This is a genomic window from Synechococcus sp. CS-1329, assembly GCF_025128055.1.
GTDB lineage: Bacteria > Cyanobacteriota > Cyanobacteriia > PCC-6307 > Cyanobiaceae > Regnicoccus_A.
Map to the genome: position 1 here is coordinate 86897 of NZ_JAHLYS010000048.1, position 16488 is coordinate 103384.

General features: G+C 68.0%; 15 protein-coding genes. 5 read left to right on the forward strand and 10 right to left on the reverse strand.

From position 1 onward, the window contains the following. Window positions 1-1602: a glucose-6-phosphate isomerase gene (locus KQ304_RS13175; RefSeq protein ID WP_259737516.1), complete on the reverse strand. Its 1602-nt coding sequence runs from the start codon at window positions 1600-1602 to the stop codon at window positions 1-3. A 218-nt stretch (window positions 1603-1820) separates the two neighbouring features. Between KQ304_RS13175 and KQ304_RS13180 the strand changes: the two genes are divergently transcribed. Then, the gene (locus KQ304_RS13180; RefSeq protein WP_259737517.1) at window positions 1821-2663 is read left to right on the forward strand and encodes a helicase DnaB; all 843 of its coding nucleotides are present in this window, start codon (window positions 1821-1823) and stop codon (window positions 2661-2663) included. 37 nt (window positions 2664-2700) lie between these two features. Here the strand turns inward: KQ304_RS13180 and KQ304_RS13185 are convergent, their stop codons facing one another. From KQ304_RS13185 to KQ304_RS13195, 3 genes are read right to left on the reverse strand one after another with little or no spacing between them, the layout of a single operon-like run. After that, window positions 2701-3594: an N-acetylmuramoyl-L-alanine amidase gene (locus tag KQ304_RS13185; protein WP_259737518.1), complete on the reverse strand. Its 894-nt coding sequence runs from the start codon at window positions 3592-3594 to the stop codon at window positions 2701-2703. After that, window positions 3588-5315, reverse strand: a complete 1728-nt coding sequence (locus tag KQ304_RS13190; RefSeq protein ID WP_259737519.1) for a M61 family metallopeptidase — start codon at window positions 5313-5315, stop codon at window positions 3588-3590. The genes KQ304_RS13185 and KQ304_RS13190 overlap by 7 nt, the downstream gene beginning before the upstream one ends. 7 nt (window positions 5316-5322) lie before the next feature. Next, a complete protein-coding gene (locus tag KQ304_RS13195) occupies window positions 5323-5667 on the reverse strand; it encodes a DUF1257 domain-containing protein (RefSeq protein WP_259737520.1) in 345 nt (114 codons plus the stop codon). A 7-nt stretch (window positions 5668-5674) separates the two neighbouring features. Here KQ304_RS13195 and purN point away from each other — a divergent pair, with 7 nt between their 5' ends. After that, the gene (gene purN / locus KQ304_RS13200) at window positions 5675-6382 is read left to right on the forward strand and encodes a phosphoribosylglycinamide formyltransferase (RefSeq protein WP_399229454.1); all 708 of its coding nucleotides are present in this window, start codon (window positions 5675-5677) and stop codon (window positions 6380-6382) included. Here the strand turns inward: purN and argC are convergent. Then, window positions 6321-7397: an N-acetyl-gamma-glutamyl-phosphate reductase gene (argC, locus tag KQ304_RS13205; protein ID WP_259737521.1), complete on the reverse strand. Its 1077-nt coding sequence runs from the start codon at window positions 7395-7397 to the stop codon at window positions 6321-6323. The two genes, purN and argC, sit on opposite strands and share 62 nt — an antisense overlap. 223 nt (window positions 7398-7620) lie before the next feature. On the opposite strand from argC, the gene ribBA reads away from it, so the two are divergent. Further along, a complete protein-coding gene (gene ribBA / locus KQ304_RS13210; protein ID WP_399229457.1) occupies window positions 7621-9213 on the forward strand; it encodes a bifunctional 3,4-dihydroxy-2-butanone-4-phosphate synthase/GTP cyclohydrolase II in 1593 nt (530 codons plus the stop codon). 10 nt (window positions 9214-9223) lie between these two features. Here ribBA and KQ304_RS13215 read toward each other — a convergent pair whose 3' ends face one another. Beyond that, window positions 9224-9664 (reverse strand): peptidylprolyl isomerase, encoded by a 441-nt coding sequence (locus KQ304_RS13215; protein ID WP_259737522.1) that lies wholly within the window; start codon window positions 9662-9664, stop codon window positions 9224-9226. A gap of 89 nt (window positions 9665-9753) precedes the next feature. Here KQ304_RS13215 and mtnP point away from each other — a divergent pair, with 89 nt between their 5' ends. Beyond that, a complete protein-coding gene (gene mtnP / locus KQ304_RS13220; RefSeq protein WP_259737523.1) occupies window positions 9754-10701 on the forward strand; it encodes an S-methyl-5'-thioadenosine phosphorylase in 948 nt (315 codons plus the stop codon). Window positions 10702-10721: 20 nt separating this feature from the next. On the opposite strand, the gene murQ is transcribed toward mtnP, so the two are convergent. From murQ to dnaK, 4 genes are all read right to left on the reverse strand, one after another. Next, complete coding sequence (gene murQ / locus KQ304_RS13225; RefSeq protein ID WP_259737524.1) at window positions 10722-11678, reverse strand: N-acetylmuramic acid 6-phosphate etherase; 957 nt, start codon at window positions 11676-11678, stop codon at window positions 10722-10724. Continuing rightward, window positions 11675-12091 (reverse strand): DUF3110 domain-containing protein, encoded by a 417-nt coding sequence (locus KQ304_RS13230; RefSeq protein WP_259737525.1) that lies wholly within the window; start codon window positions 12089-12091, stop codon window positions 11675-11677. The genes murQ and KQ304_RS13230 overlap by 4 nt, the downstream gene beginning before the upstream one ends. A 61-nt stretch (window positions 12092-12152) precedes the next feature. After that, the gene (locus KQ304_RS13235) at window positions 12153-13136 is read right to left on the reverse strand and encodes a DnaJ domain-containing protein (protein ID WP_259737526.1); all 984 of its coding nucleotides are present in this window, start codon (window positions 13134-13136) and stop codon (window positions 12153-12155) included. Window positions 13137-13141: 5 nt separating this feature from the next. Then, window positions 13142-15334, reverse strand: coding sequence for a molecular chaperone DnaK (dnaK, locus tag KQ304_RS13240; protein WP_259737527.1), 2193 nt, complete (start codon window positions 15332-15334; stop codon window positions 13142-13144). 185 nt (window positions 15335-15519) lie between these two features. Here dnaK and pstC point away from each other — a divergent pair, with 185 nt between their 5' ends. Then, the gene (gene pstC, locus KQ304_RS13245) at window positions 15520-16482 is read left to right on the forward strand and encodes a phosphate ABC transporter permease subunit PstC (RefSeq protein ID WP_259737528.1); all 963 of its coding nucleotides are present in this window, start codon (window positions 15520-15522) and stop codon (window positions 16480-16482) included. Window positions 16483-16488 lie beyond the last annotated feature (6 nt).

Genomic DNA, 16488 nt, shown 5'->3' on the forward strand with positions numbered 1-16488 from the left:
TCACACCTTCCGGAACACCAGGCCGGCCGGATCACCCCAGTCGCCCTCGGCGCCATAGCCCCGGTCATTGCCGCAGAGGTGGCGCAGGATCCAGAAGGCCGCCTCAGGGCTGGGAAGCTGCAGCTCCTCCTGGATCGCGGCCACTGAGCGGGGTTTCCCATCGGCCAGCAACACCTCCACCCGGACCTGAAGCTCAAGGATCGTGGCAGCGGCCTTCTTGCCCGCCTCCACGCCGGGCTGGTCGTAGGCGTTGACGTTCACCAGTTCGGCGTAGAGGCCCACAGCCCGCTCGAACAGGCCCACCAGAGCCCCCAGGCTGCGGGCATCGAAGCGGCGCAGGCTGATCGAAAGGCTCTGGCGACCACCCTCAGTGAGGGCGGAGCGGGTGCCCTGCAGGAATCCGTCGAGGAAATCGCCGGGGTACTCCCCGCCGATGGGGGCCACATCGGCGGGATCATCGAGGGCTTCGATGAAGGTGACGAAAAAATTGTCGACCCCGTCGCGGAGCTGCTGCACGTAGGCGTGCTGATCGCTGGAGCCCTTGTTGCCATAGACCGCGATCCCCTGATGCACCTGGCGGCCGTCGCGATCAAGGCGCTTGCCCAGCGATTCCATCACCAGCTGTTGCAGGTAGCGGCTGAAGACCTCCAAGCGGTCGCGGTAGGGGAGCAGCACCATGTCGCGGCCACCGGCACCGCCTCCGGCCACGTGCCAGGCCGCCGCCATCAGGGCAGCGGGGTTCAAGCGCAGGTGGGGCACGCGGGTGGCCGCATCCATCCGGGCCGCCCCTTCCAGGAACCCATGGAGATCGGCACCGATCAGCGCCGCCGGCAGCAGACCGACGGCGCTGGTGATGCTGGTGCGTCCCCCCACCCAATCGAACATGTCGAAGCGGGCCAGCCAGCCCTCAGCCTGGGCCAGCTGATCCAACTCAGAGCCCACCATGGTGACCGCCACCGCCTGCCGGGCCCAGGATCCGTCGAGGGACTCCAGCCGGGCCCGGGCCTGCTCCATGCCCAGGCGTGGCTCGGGCGTCCCCCCCGACTTGCTCACCACCACCACCAGAGTGGTGCGCAGGCGATCACCGAGGGCCGAGAGGGTGCGGCTCATGCCCTGGGGATCGACGTTGTCGAAGAAGTGGAACGGCAGCCCCACCCCCTCCTGCTGGAGCGCACGCAGGATCAGCAGGGGACCCAGACCCGAGCCGCCGATGCCGATCCAGAGCACATCGGTGAAGGGCGTGCCCGAGGGCGACGGGCACGCGCCTCCGATCACCTGCTGACCGAAGGTGTCGATCCGCTCCACCTCGGCCTGGATGTGGGCGGCCGCCTGCGGATCGGGTGCCAATTCAGGGGTGCGCAGCCAGTAATGGCCCACCTGACGCCCCTCGTCGGGGTTGGCGATCGCACCCGACTCCAGAGCCTGCATCGCCGAAAAGGCCTGATCAAAGGCGGGCTCAAGGGCGTCCAGGTGAGCCTGGTTGAGGGCCATGCGGCTGACATCAACCCAGACACCCAGGTCGTCGTGATGCCAGAGCATTTGACAGAAGCGCTGCCACTGCACCTGCGGCTGATGGCTGCTGTAATCCGGAAGCGTCGTCATACGGGCGGGTTTCACGAATCAGCTGCCGAGGCTGAACCTATCCGTGGATGGTCTCGGAAGGAAGCGCAGGGGCGCAAGGCCACACCGAAGCGGGGCAGAACAGGCGGTTTGGTGGGGACAGAAACACAAACGACCCCGAAAGCTGGATTGTTCAATGCGAACCGTTAATCTTCAAGAAATTTTCGATTTGGTCTGACTGTTTGACGACACGTCCTCCCATGGTTTCGTTCTCCGCCGGGGGCGGATCGAAGCGCTGGGCCGTGTCCCTCGCCGCCGCTGTCTCACTGCTGTGCCTGTCCTCAGGCTCTCCCGAGCGGGCCATCACCAGCTCCTCATTGCTCACCGAACCTGGCCTCACCGCCAGCCTCAGCACCGACAGCAGCGATCCGGATGGCCTGACCAGTGAAGGGCAGCGGCCCGATCCGATCGACTTCACTCCGGAGGAGTTGAAGGAGCTGCAGCGCCGCTTCGGCGTGCACGGCCCCCAGGCTCCTCTGGCCCAGTTGTTCACCCGTGGGCTGGATCAACTGACCCCGCTGCGGGCCCGCACCGTGGAGCGGCTCGAGGAGCTGAGGCCCACGATCCTGCAGGAGAGCCGCCGCCACCAGATCAATCCGATGCTGGTGGCCGCCGTTCTCTTTGATGAGATTCAGCATGCCAAACCTGGCGAAGACCTACCCCTGGCGGCCCAGTCAGGCTTGTTCAGCACCCATGGGCCCGCCCAGCTCGGCATCGGCGAACTGATCCATCAGGGGCTGCTCCCTGCAGAACCCACCGACGAACAGATTCAGGCCGCACGGCTGGAGTTGCTGGATCCTGATCGCAACGTCACCCTGCTGGTGGGCAAGTTTGCCCGCCTGATCCGAGCTCTGGATCTGCCCACAGACCGGCAACTGCAGGCCAGCCGCAGCCCCCGCGATGCCAAGGCGCTGGCCACCCTCGCCTACCTGCACAACGGCAAGCTCGATTACCCCGCCCGCATTCTCAGCTACATGCAGGACCCTGAGCTGCATGCCCTGATCTATTCGGAGCGCAAGCCGCAGCTCTCGCCGCTGATCTGAAGCTGGCTGGCCATTGATCTGAGGCCAGGCCTGCGCCTCAACAGAGCTGACCGAGCGCGGCCAGCCGGCTCTCGAGCTCAGACCAGTCAAAGCTGCGTGGATCTGCGCGCTCCCCGCCCAGGTCCACCTGACGGTGGGTGGTGATGTGGTCGGCAGGGATCGGGAAGCGGCCCATCCAGTCGGCGAGGACCAGGGCCAGGGCGTCGTACTGCTTGCCGCTGTAGCCGCTGTGGCCACTGTCGTTGTCTTCCCCATCCAGGGGGGTTTCCAGGCTGATGTGCAAGGCGAAGTTGTTGATCGATCCGCCCACCCGCGGATTGGTGACCACCCAGCGACCATTGAAGGCGGAGTTGCCGGCACCGAAAGCCCGTTGGCTGGGATCGAGCACATCGATCACCTGGCCGTCAAGACCGATCAGGGTGTGATAGCTCACCTGATCCTCATCCCTGGGGTGGGGGGTCTGGAAGGTGCTCAGGGCTGAGCCGATGCCAAACACCGTTTCGTGCAGGACCACCACCTGGGGAGTGGGATCGACCGGATTGCCGAAGGCATCGCTCTTGAAGCGCACCCCGTAGTTGCTGGGGTCGATGGTGAGGCGTTGCCGGCGCACGGACAGCGCGGAGAGCTCCCCTTCCAGCCGCTGGCGCAGGCGCGGATCGAGGTCAACGCACTGACGGGCCATCGGGCTGACCCAGGCCGGCCGAGGCGGCGGCGGGGGCGCGGGCCGGCGCGGTGGCAGCTGACGGGAGGGGCTGGGCTGGGTGACCTGCTCCAGCAATTGCAGCAACGACGGACGGCTGGCGGCCTCGGAGCTGGCGCTGAGATCGCGGGCCAGCCAGCCCAGGCCCCCGAGCCCCAGAACCGCCCCGGCTCCCAGCAGACCCAGGGCCAGGGGATGGGCGCGCAGGCGCTGCAGCAGGCCGCTCAACACGGCACCACTCCCAGCCACTGGCGGCGGCGCTCCAGCTCCCCTGGGCCAGCGGCTGGATCCAGCAGCAGCCGCCAGCGCTCGATCGCCGGCGGCGCCGCGGTGATGGCCAGGCTGCGCAGGTGCCCCCGCCGGCAGATGGTGAGGCTCTGGCGCTGATCGGCCTGCAGCAGCGTGCTCAGGTCTTCGGGCTTGCGCAGACGCAGCCCGTCAAGGGCGATCAGTTCATCTCCCAGCACCACACCAGCCCGCTGGGCGGGACCACTCCGCAGCACCCGAACCACCTCCAGAGCCCCTCCTGCCTGCAGTGAGGCCTTCAGACCCAGGTGGGGGGCCTGGGCTCGCTGCGGCTCCAGCCTCAGCCCCACATCCTGGAGATAGGCGGGCAGATCAGGGTCTTCAAAACCATCCAGCCAGGCCGGCAGGCGATCGGCCAGAGCGGGCGATCGGGCCGTGAAGGCCTCAAGCAGATCGTGCTCCCGGTAGCCCCGGCCCCAGCGGCCAAAGCTGGCCCAAAGATCACGCAGCACCTGGGCCAGGCACGATCCCGCGCGGCGCAATTCCAGATCCAGCACCAAGGAGAGGATCGCTCCTTTGAGGTAATAGCTGATCTGACTATCGTCGCTGTTGGCCTCCCGCCGGTAGAGCTTCACCCAGGCCTCCTCAGAGCTCTGACGCAGGCTCTGACCATGGAAACGCCCCGGAGTGAGCAGGTATCGGTTGAGATCAGTGCCGAAATCCTCGATCACATCATCTTCGCTTGATAAGCCAGCCAGATGGGGCAGCAGTTGGTCGAAATAACTGGTGACCCCTTCGGCGAACCACAGGCCGGACACAATCACCGGACTGTGGTAATCGATCGGACAGAGGGCCGCAGGCCGGAGCCGGCGCACATTCCATTGGTGCAGGTATTCATGGGCCGCCAGTTGCAGCAACTGGCGGTATCCCTCGGGCTTGCGCAGGCTCTGGTGGGAGAACTGCAGCACCGTGGAGGTGTCGTGCTCCAGGCCGCCGTAGCCCTGATCGAGTAGGTGCAACACAAACAGATAATCGGGAGCCGCGGGAACCGGCTCACCCATCAGCCGGCAGCAGGCCTCACACACCGCCGCCAGGTCCTGCAACAGCGTGGGCCGGGCCATGAGCAGGCCATCCGCCGCCGCCGCCGCCATGGCATCCCAGCAGACCCAGCGGTGGGGCACGCCAGCCACGCTGAAGTGGTGCTCCCGGTGGGGGCCCACTTCCACCGGGGTGTCCAGCAGCTGATCAAAATCTCTGGCCAGCCAGCTGCCATCGGCCTGAAGCGGCAGCGGCACGAAGGGCCGCCATCCCTCCGGCAAGCAGAGGCTGAGGCGATGGGGAGCCCAGCGCTCCCCCTCCACCTCCAGCACCAGGGCCGCGAGGGCCAGAAAACCGTGGTCGCCATCGAGGTGACAGGTGCGCACGGTCAGGTCGGCGGCCAGCACCCGATAGCGGATCTCCAATGGCTCCCCGGAGGGCAGCTCCAGCCGCCAGCCGGAGGGGTCGATGCGGCTCGGCAGCAGCCGCTGATCGCCCTGGCGAATCTCCAGGCCTTCGAGGTGGCGGGCGTAGTCGCGGATCAGATAGGAGCCCGGAGTCCAGGCGGGCAGGCGCAGCCGCAGCACCGGCGTGGTCGGCGTGCAGCGAAGGCAGACATGGACCAGGTGGCTGTGGGGCTCGCTCAGATCCAGAGAAAGGTCCACCACCCAGGCTTCAGGACGCCAGGTCGATCGTGGCCATCGGCAGCTGCAGGGCCGCGTCTCTGAGGGCGAGCCGAGCGGCGTAGCGCCTGGTGAGGAGGCCGATGAAGGTCTGCAGGCGACGGGAGCGGCTCAGGCGCTGCAGGTCGCCCAGCAGCGCCAGGTTGCCATCAGGCTGGCGGCACCAACCGATCCACTGGTCGCCGGCGAAGCGCACCTTGAGATCCACCGCTGTGCTCTCGCCGGCAAAGCCTTCAAGCACACCCGCTCGGATCGGTTCACAACCCAGGTCGCTCAGGCAGGCTGCCAGCAGATCCAGATCACGGATCACCGTGGGCAGGATGGAGAGATGGGACAAGACGTCAATGCCCGCTTCCTCAGACCTTAGCGATCGGCCCGGTTGTGTCCAGTGGCCGTTGGCACAGCCCTGGCCCCTGCAGACCAACGAGCTGCGGCTGGGGGTGATGGCCTCCGGGGAGGGCTCCAACTTCGAGGCACTGGTGACGGCCTGCCGCGAAGGCCCACTGCGGGGCCGTGTGCTCCAACTGGTGGTCAACAATCCCGGCTGCGGCGCCATGGCGAGGGCCCAGCGGCTGGGGATCCCCTGCGCCCTGGTGGATCACCGCCACCACCACAGCCGCGAGCAGCTCGATGGCGCCCTGATCCAGACCTTCGCCGCCAGCGGGGTGGATCTGGTGGTGATGGCCGGCTGGATGCGGATCGTCACTCCGCGGCTGATCGGAGCCTTCCCCTCGCGCCTGATCAACATCCATCCCTCGCTGTTGCCCAGCTTCCGCGGCCTTGATGCCGTGGGCCAGGCCCTCGCCGCGGGGGTCACCCTCAGTGGCTGCACCGCTCACCTGGTCAGCGAAGACCTCGACGGCGGGCCGATCCTGGCCCAGGCCACCGTTCCGGTGCTGCCCGGCGACGACCGAAGCAGCCTGGCGGCCAGGATTCACCGCCAGGAGCACCGCCTGCTGCCATTGGCGGTGGCCCTGGCCGCCGCTCGGCTCAGGGATAGAACGGCAGCAGCGGCAGACCCATCGGCGCCGGCAGGCCCGCCATCAGGTTGAGGCACTGCACGCCCTGGCCCGCCTGGCCCTTGACCAGGTTGTCGACGGCGCTCATCAGGATCAGCTGACCAGTGCGGCTGTCCACCTGAACCGAGAGCAGGGCCCGGTTGGTCTGGCGGGTCCATTTGGTGGAGGGGTAGGTGCCCACCGGCAGCACCTCCACGCAGGGGCTGTGGCGGTAGACGGCCCGGAGCACCGTGGTGCAGTCTTCGGCGGTCAGCCCCGGATCGCGCAGCCGGCCGTAGACCGTGGCCAGCAGGCCCCGCACCATCGGCATCAGGTGCGGAGTGAACTGCAGCTGGATCGGCTGCCCAGCCACCTGGCTGGCGGTCTGCTCGATCTCGCTGGTGTGGCGGTGTCCCACCACGCCATAGGGAGCGACGGCCTCGGAGGCTTCCGCCAGCAGCAGGTTCTCCTTGGCGGCGCGGCCACCGCCGGAGGTTCCCGTTTTGGCATCGATGATGATCCCGCTGCGATCAATCAACCCCTGCTTGAGAAAAGGCAGCAGCGGTAGCAAGCTGGCGGTGGGGAAACAACCGGGGGCCGCCACCAACCGCGCCCCGGCCACACGCTCCTCCGCCCACTCCACCAGCCCGTAGACCGCCTCCCTGCAGAGGGCTCCGTCGTGGCGCTCGAACCGTTCCGCCTCGCTGGAGTACACCTCCTGCCACTGGGCCAGGGAGCGGTAGCGGTAATCGGCGGAGAGGTCCACCACCTTCACGCCCCGCTCCAGCAGGGGGGGCACCAGCTGGGAGGCCAGCCCACTGGGAAGGCTGAGCACGGCGAAATCGGCGGCGGCGGCGATCGCATCCGGGTCAGGGGCCCGCACCACCGGGTTGCCCTCCAGGGGCAGGAAGGGCACCAGTTCGCTCCAGGCGTGGCCGGCACTGCGTTCACCCCCCAGAAAACTGACCACGAATTCCGGGTGGTGCTGGAGCAGGCGCAGGGTCTGGAGGCCGCCGTAGCCGCTGGCGCCGATCACCGCGACGCGCCGAGCTGCTGTGGGGCTGACCATGCCGGTGGATCTGGGGGGCTGATCGTACCGGTCCCCCGCTCACGTTGAGCCCGCAACTGATAGAGAATGCCGGGTACCTGATCCCGCTGTTCTGACTGTTCGCTCCGAGCGTTCCGCTCCCCTCGCCGGCGCCGTTGACGCCCTCCCCCGCACGGATTCGGGCCAGGCCCCGATCCGTTTCGATTCGATCGCCGATGCCCTCGCGGGCATTCGCAACGGCGAAATGATCGTGGTTGTTGATGATGAAAATCGCGAAAACGAAGGTGATCTGATCTGCGCGGCCCAGTTCGCCACGCCCGAGCAGATCAACTTCATGGCCACCGAAGCCCGTGGCCTGATCTGCCTGGCGATGGAAGGCGAGCGGCTCGACGAACTCGAGCTGCCCCTGATGGTGGATCGCAACACCGACAGCAACCAGACCGCCTTCACCGTCAGCGTCGATGCCGGGCCGGAGAACGGCGTGAGCACAGGCATCAGCGCCGACGACCGCGCCCGCACGATCCAGGTGGCGATCCATCCCGCCAGCCGCCCTGCCGACCTGCGCCGGCCCGGGCACATCTTCCCCCTGCGGGCCCGCCAGGGCGGGGTGCTCAAGCGAGCCGGTCACACCGAGGCGGCCGTCGATCTGGCCCGCCTCTCCGGTCTCTACCCCGCCGGGGTGATCTGTGAGATCCAGAACTCCGATGGCTCGATGGCCCGCCTGCCGCAGCTGGCGAGCTACGCCCGGCGCCACGGCCTGCGCCTGATCAACATCGCCGATCTGATCAGCTACCGGCTGGAGACGGAGCGCTTCGTGCGCCGCCAGGCGGAAGCCGAGATGCCGAGTGCCTTCGGTCAGTTCCGAGCGATCGGCTACCGCAATGAGCTCGACGACAGTGAGCACGTGGCCATCGTCAAAGGGCGGCCCGAGCTGGCCAGCTCTCCGGTGCTGGTGCGGGTGCACTCGGAATGTCTCACCGGTGACGCCTTCGGCTCTCTGCGCTGCGACTGCCGGCCCCAGCTGGAGGCGGCCCTGCGCATGATCGAAGCCGCCGGCGAGGGGGTGGTGGTGTATCTGCGCCAGGAGGGCCGGGGCATCGGCCTGATCAACAAACTCAGGGCCTACAGCCTTCAGGATGGCGGCCTTGACACCGTCGAGGCCAATGAGCGCCTCGGTTTTCCCGCTGACCTGCGCAACTACGGCGTCGGCGCCCAGATCCTCAGTGATCTGGGGGTGCATCACCTGCGCCTGATCACCAACAACCCGCGCAAGATCGCCGGTCTCGGCGGTTACGGGCTGAAGGTGGAAGATCGGGTGCCGCTGGTGATGGATCCGGGCCTCCACAACGCCGCCTACCTGCTCACCAAGCAGACCAAACTCGGCCATCTGATGCAACCCGGTCCAGCCCGGGAGCAGACGGGCGCGGGCGGACCCACAGCGGTGATCGCCTGGAGCGCCACCAGCCTGGAGCCCGAGCAGGCCGAAGCCGAGCACTGGCCCCAGCTGCGGCAGTGGGCCAGCCAGCGGGGACTGGACCTGCGGCGGGAGGAGCATCCGCGCCTGCTGGCCCTGCTGGGGCAACCGCAGCTGGCGCTGTTGCTCGTCCAGCAGGCCGGAGGGGAGCAGCGCCTGGCCGAGGCCGATCTGCTCTCAGCCCTGACCTTGATGGCCGGCTGGAGCGGCACCCGGGCGGTGAGCCTGCTGCTGAGCCCCGATGCCCAGCGCAGCGCCCACCCCAGCGCCACCCTGGAGCCCGAGCTCCGGCCGCTGCAGGAGCTCACCCAGGTGAACCCCCAGCTGGCGGCCTCGGCCGGGGCCTTCATGCGCTGGGGCTGAGACCCCAGCCTCAGGGCAGGATCGTCAGCTTGGTGATGCGGGTGCCCTTGCGGATCGCCATCACCACATCCATGGTGCTGGCCTGCCCGAACACGGTGTGCACCCCATCGAGGTGGGGCTGGGCGTCGTGGCAGAGGAAGAACTGACTGCCGCCGGTGTTCTTGCCGGCATGGGCCATCGAGAGGGTGCCTGCCTGGTGCTTACGGCTGTTGATCTCGCAAGGGATCATGTAACCGGGGCCGCCGGTGCCGGGGGTGCCACTGGCGCCGGCGCGGGTGTTGGGACAACCGCCCTGGGCCATGAAGCCATCGATGACGCGGTGAAAGGCCAGACCGTCGTAGAAGCCCGATTCGGCCAGCTTGACGAAGTTGGCGACGCTGCCGGGGGCATCGGTGTCGAACAGTTCGATCTCCAGCGTTCCTGCCTCGGTCTCCATCAAAGCTTTGGTCATGGGGCTCAGTGCAAAGGCGGACTGTATCGACTCTCGGGTAGAACGGTCCTCAGTCCTGAACGGGGCTTTCCCCTCAGTCGGTCAAGTCCATGAGCTCCAACGCCGCCACTGCGAGCCCGGGCCTCGACCTGGGCCGGGCACGCCTCGGGGTGCTCGGTGGCAGCGGCCTCTATGCCATCGATGGGCTCGAAGACACCCGTGAGCTCACCGTGGACACGCCCTTCGGGCCGCCGTCGGACAGCCTGCGCCTGGGCAGGATCGGAGGCCTGGAGGTGGTGTTCCTCGCCCGCCACGGCCGCCACCACAACCACCTGCCCTCGGAAGTGCCCTACCGGGCCAACCTCTGGGCCCTGCGTTCCCTGGGGGTGCGCTGGATCCTCTCCTGCTCCGCCGTGGGATCACTGCAGGATCCCCTGCGGCCCCTCGACATGGTGGTGCCGGATCAGTTCATCGACCGCACCCACGCCAGGCCCGCGAGCTTCTTCGGTGGCGGCGCCGTGGCCCATGTGGGCAACGCCGATCCGTTCTGCCCGAGCCTCAGCCGGCTGCTGGCCGATGTGGCTGAAAGCCTGATGCCCACGGGCCGCCAGCTGCACCGCCGCGGCACCTACCTCTGCATGGAGGGTCCGGCCTTCTCCACCCGGGCCGAGTCGAACCTCTACCGCAGCTGGGGCTGCTCAGTGATCGGCATGACCAACCACAGCGAGGCCCGCCTGGCCCGGGAAGCCGAGATGGCCTACGCCACTCTGGCCATGGTCACCGACTACGACTGCTGGCACGGCGATCACGCCTCGGTGAGCGTGGATCTGGTGATCGAGAACCTGCACGCCAATGCGGCTCTGGCCCAGCAGATCGTGGCGGTGGCGGCGGAGCGGATCGATGCCCAGCGGCCACTCAGCAGCTCCCACAGCGCCCTGCGCGATGCCCTGATGACCCCGAAAGAGCAGGTGCCGGCGGAAACCCGCCGCAGGCTCGACCTGTTCACCTCCCCCTACTGGGGACCGTTCGAGCCGGCCGGTGCCACCCAGGCCAGCTAGCTGGTCAGAGCAGCGGACGCTCAGGCCAGCTGGGCGCCGAGCTGCTCCAGGGCCGGGCGCACCTGGCCGCCGTGGGCGTCGAGGGCCTGATCAGCCTGCTCGGCATTCAGACCGGCGGCGGCCATCACCAGGGCGCGCTTGACCGAGCCACCGGCGGCGGCCAGCAGCTCATAGCCCCGCTCGCGCTCCACCCCGGCCAGATCCCTGAGGATGCGCAGGGCGCGATCTTCCAATTTACTGTTGGTGACGGCCACATCCACCATGCGGTTGCCATACACCTTGCCCAGCCGCACCATCACTCCGGTGGAGAGGATGTTCAGGGCCATCTTGGTGGCGGTGCCGGCCTTGAGCCGGGTGGAGCCGGTGAGCAGCTCCGCCCCGGTGACCAGACGGATGTCGATGGCGCCGGGCATCGGTGCCTGCTCCTTGGGCACGCAGGCCATGGCGATCGCCAGGGCGCCGAGGGAGCAGGCATGCTCCAGGCCGCCGAGCACATAGGGGGTGGTGCCGCCGGCGGCGATGCCCACCAGGGCGTCGGCGGAGCTGAAGCCCCGCTCGATCAGGTCGTGGCGTCCGGCTTCACGCAGGTCTTCAAGGCCTTCGGAGCTACGCAGCAGGGCCGGTGCACCGCCGGCCAGCACACCCTGCACCAGTTCAGGATCGGTGCAGAACGTGGGGGGGCACTCGGCTGCGTCGAGGACGCCGAGGCGCCCGGAGGTGCCGGCACCGAGATAAAACAAGCGACCACCGGCCCGCAGGCGGGCACTGATGGCCTCCACCGCCTCGGCCAGGGCCGGTGCCGCCGCCTCCATGGCCAGCAGCGCTTTCTCATCCTCCCGACAGAACAGATCCACCAGTTCACTGGAGCTGAGCCGATCGAGGCTGGCACTGGCGGGGTTGGCCTGCTCAGTGAGCAGATGGCCGCGGTCGGGGGCAGAGGATCCAGCCGGGGCGGCGTTGGCGTCGGGAGCGATCACAGCAGGCCCTCCAGGCGACGGCGGAAGGCTTCGAGCTCAGCGCTCTCGGGGCCACGGCCTTCGCCGCCGTCCTGGGAAGCGGCGGAGCGAGAGGGCTCATCCTTCCAGTGGGTGAGATCCATATTCCGCTCCGGCGGGGCGATCAACAGCCGCTCCTCCGCTGAGCTGGGCAGGAAGCCGGTGGGCACGAAGCGGGCTTCATAGCCCGCCTGGCCGCAGAACAGTTCCATCTCCTCCCGCTCGATCGCCTCCACGCTGGGAACAGGAAAATCCTGGGCCTCCAGCAGACCGGCATAGCGCTCGGCATCATCCCGTTCCTCGAACAGCAGCACCACGGTGCGGCCACTCAGCTCCAGGGAGTGAATGCCTTCGTTGTCGGTGCCGGCCTCGAACAGCAGCACATGAACGGGCATGACGCGAACCAATCCCAGCGGCTCAGTGTCCCATTGATTGGGCCCCGGGCCCAAGGACCGCTCAACCGTCGCCGGACAATTCCTCCAGACGTCTGTAGAGCGCCACTTCGGAGTCGTTGAGCTGCTCAGGCAGAACGATGCGCAACTCCACCAACTGATCGCCCCGCCGCTCCCCCTGGCTGAGGCCCAGGCCCCGCAGCCGCAGCAGACGGCCACTGGAGGAGCAGGGGGGCACCGTGAGCTGCACCCGGCCCTCGAGGGTGGGCACCACCACCTTGCAGCCCAGGGCCGCTTCGGCCGGCGAGAGCTCCAGGTCGTAGAGCACCCGCAGGCCATCGATGCGCAGGCCATCGGGGCGGCGCACCCGCAGCTGCAGGAAATGGTCGGCCCCACCTGGAGCCACACCGGCCAGGCGCAGCCGCCAGCCATCCCCCGCCAGGGGGGGGGTCCAGAGCTCCACCGCCAGGCCTCCGGGCAGCTCCAGCTCCAGCCGCGTGCCGTCAAGGGCCTGTTCCGGGCTGAGCTCCACCAGCGTCTCCAGGTCGCTGGCGGCCTGCACCGGCGGCGGCGGCGGCGGGGCATGGGTCACCTCGACCCCGGGCCCCTGCCGGAACTGAGCCGCTGGCGGGCGCTGGGCAGACTCGGATCGCCGGCTGGACTCAGGCGGGTCGTACGCAGGATCGGGCTCTGGCGACCGGCGGTCGTCGGGGCGGGCCTGACGGCCGAACAGGGCGTCGAGGTAGTCGTCGAACTCGGGGAAGCCCGTGGCGAAGGGGTCAGCGCGCTCACCCCGCAGCGAGCCGGGATCGAGCCCCGATTCCCAGGCCTGGCGGCGGCGGGGGTCCGAGAGCACGGCGTAGGCCTCGTTGACCCGCTTGAAGCGCTCCTCGGCCACCGGATCGTTGCCGTTGAGATCCGGATGCCAACGGCGCGCCTGGGCGCGGAAGCCGCGCTTGAGCTCGGCGGCATCGGCCCCCGGGCTCAGCCCAAGGACCGCCCAGTGGTCATCACCGACCGTGGCGGTGGGGGTGGGGGTGCGGCTCACCGCCCTCAGTCCTCAGCCCAGGGATCATCGGCCCTGGGGCTGGGTCGCCGGCGCCCTTCAGCGGGCCAGTCGCCAGCACTGCGGCGCGAGGGCGCCGGGGCGGCGGCCGGTTCATAGCGATCGGAGCGATCGGGGGGAGGCGGCTCGCGGCGGGGTGGCTCGGGCCTGGAGCGCTCCAGACGTGGATTTTCGTAGGAGGAATAGCCCTCCTCCTGGTAGCCGCCGTAGCGGGTCGGGGGCGCCCAGGGGTCACCTCCCCAGCGCTCGGAAGACCCGGGGCGAGAGCGATCCCATTCGTCCCAGTCGTCGTCATCCGAGAAGAGGTCGTCCTTGATCGAGCCCAGGGTGTTCTTGAGGCCCTGCAGGGGGCCAGCGTCCGTCTTGCGCTCGCTGATCAGGCGGCGGTTGAGGCCATAGAGGGCTTCCTGCAGCTGACTGACAGCCAGGTCGAGTTCCGCCGGGTCGGCATCGTTGAGCTGCACCTGCACCTCGCCCAGGGCCATCTCCACGGAGCGCTGCTGCCTCTCCGCCCCGTAGGGACCGAGCTCGAGGGCGGCATCACGCAGACGGCGCTCCGCCTGGGCCACCAGGGTCTGGGCCCGGTTGAGCCGATCCACCACCACACGCTTGCGCCGGTCTTCGGCGGACTTGAGCTGGGCCTCCTCCAGCAGAGCCTGAATCTCGGCTTCACTGAGGTTGGAGCCCCCCTGAATGCTGACGCTCTGCTGGCGGCCGGTGGTGCGGTCGGTGGCCGACACCTGCAGCAGGCCGTTGGCATCGATGTCGAGCGACACCTGCACCTGGGGCACACCCCTGGGGGCGGGCGGAATGCCCGAGAGCCGGAAACGCCCCAGGGATTTGTTGTCCGCCGCCATCTGGCGCTCCCCCTGGAGCACATGGATCTCGACCGCCGACTGGTTGGCCTCGGAGGTGCTGAACACATCCGAGCGGCGCACGGGAATGGGGGTGTTGCGGGGAATCAGCACTTTCATCACCCCGCCGATCGTCTCCAGCCCCAGCGAGAGGGGTGTGACGTCGTTGAGCATCAGATCGCGCAGGTCACCGGTGAGGATGCCGGCCTGCACCGCCGCACCAATGGCCACCACCTCATCGGGGTTGACCGACTGGCAGGGTTCGCGCGGAATCAGGGTGCGCACCATCTCCTGCACCATCGGCATGCGGGTGCTGCCGCCCACCAGCACCACGTCATCAATGTCGTCGGCGCTGAAACCGGAATCACGCAGGGCCCGCTGGACCGGGCGCATCAGGCGATCGAGCAGATCGGGGCAGAGGGATTCAAAGGTGCGCCGCTCCAGGCTGGTCTCGATGTGCAGGGGACCTTCGGGGCCGGTGGCGATGAACGGCAGCGAGATCGGCGTGGTGGTGACGCCGGAGAGTTCCTGCTTGGCCTTCTCGGCCGCCTCACTGAGCCGCTGCAGCGCCTGACGATCGCGGCGCAGATCGATCTGGTGCCGGCTCTCGAAAGCCGCAGCCAGCCAGTCAACGACGCGCAGGTCCCAGTCGTTGCCACCCAGCTGGGTGTCGCCGCTGGTGGCCTTCACATCGAAGACACCATTGGCAATGCGCAGCACCGACACATCAAAGGTGCCACCGCCCAGGTCGAACACCAGCACCCGCTTGACCGCGCTGCGGTCGAAGCCGTAGGCCAGGGCCGCGGCGGTGGGTTCATTCAGGATCCGCTCCACCGTGAGCCCCGCCAGGCGGCCGGCATCGCGGGTGGCCTGACGCTGGGCATCGTTGAAATAGGCGGGCACGGTGATCACCGCCGCTTCCACCGGTTCACCCAGGTAGGTGGCGGCATCGTCCACGAGTTTGCGCAGAATGCTGGCCAGCAGCTCCTCCGGCGCGTATTCCCGCTCGGTGATGGGGCAGAGGATGCGAACATTGCCCTGGTCGTTGGCCCGCACCGTGTAGGGCACCGCCAGGCTGCCGTCGTCGAGTTCATCCCAGCCGCGGCCGGCGAAACGCTTGAGATTGGCGAAGGTGTTGCGGGGATTGAGCACCAGCTGGCGGCGGGCAAGCTGACCCACCAGCAGCTCCTGATCACGGCTGAAGCCCACCACCGAGGGCGTGGTGCGGCCCCCTTCGGCACTGGCGATCACCTGGGGCCGACCCCCCTCCAGCACTGCCACCACCGAGTTGGTGGTGCCCAGGTCAATGCCAACGATCCGGCCCATGCATCCCCAAAGCGAAGCCCCAAACTACTGGCTTCCTGACCGGAAGCCTGCGGTGTGGCTGCGCCTCCCGCGGCCACACCCCCACAGGTGTTAAGGCGTTCTTAGTGGTCGCGGCCCTGGATCGCAACCTAGGTTCTGGTGATGGGTCGTCCCACAGGACCACTCGATGTCTCTTCACTCGTTCCATGGTGATCCGATCTGAATCGGACCAGGATCAGTTCACTCTGCGCCGCCGCCCCTGGGCCGAGCGCAGCATCGATCGCGGCTTCAAGCGGCTGACGATCGTGCTGGCCTCGCTGGTGGCCGTGGTGCTGCTCGGCATCTTCCTGACGGTTTTCAGCGGGGCCCGCGAGGCGATGGCCACCTTTGGCCTCTCCTTCCTGGTCACCTCCGGCTGGGATCCGGTCAACAGCCAGTACGGGGCCTTCACGGCGATCTACGGCACGTTGGTGTCGTCGCTGCTGGCCCTGTTCATCGCCGTGCCGCTGGGGGTGGGCACCGCCATCTTCATCACCGAAAATCTGATCCCGCGCAGCTGGCGCGAGGTGATCGGCGTGATGGTGGAGCTACTGGCGGCGATCCCCTCGGTGGTGCTGGGGCTGTGGGCCATCTTCGTGATGGAGCCGTTGATCAGACCCTTCCTCAATCTCCTGCACCAGAGCCTGGGCTGGTTTCCCCTGTTCTCAACCACCCCCAAGGGACCCGGCATGGCGCCGGCGGTGCTGATCCTTGTGGTGATGATCCTGCCGATCATCACCGCCATTTCCAGGGATGCGCTCAATCAGGTGCCCCAGGAGCTGCGCCAAGGTGCCTACGGCGTCGGCAGCACGCGCTGGATCGCCATCTTCAATGTGATTCTGCCGGCGGCTCTCTCTTCGATCATCGGTGGAGTGATGCTGGCCCTGGGCCGTGCCATGGGCGAAACCATGGCCGTGACCATGATCATCGGCAACTCGATGAACTTCAGCTGGTCACTGCTGGCTCCAGGCAACACCATCTCCGCCATGCTCGCCAACCAGTTCGGTGAGGCCGATGGCATTCAGGTGTCAGCACTTCTGTATGCAGCTTTGATTCTGATGCTGCTCACTTTCGCCGTGAACATCATGGCGCAATGGATCGTCCGTAAGTTCAGCCTGAGCTACAACTGAGCAGCC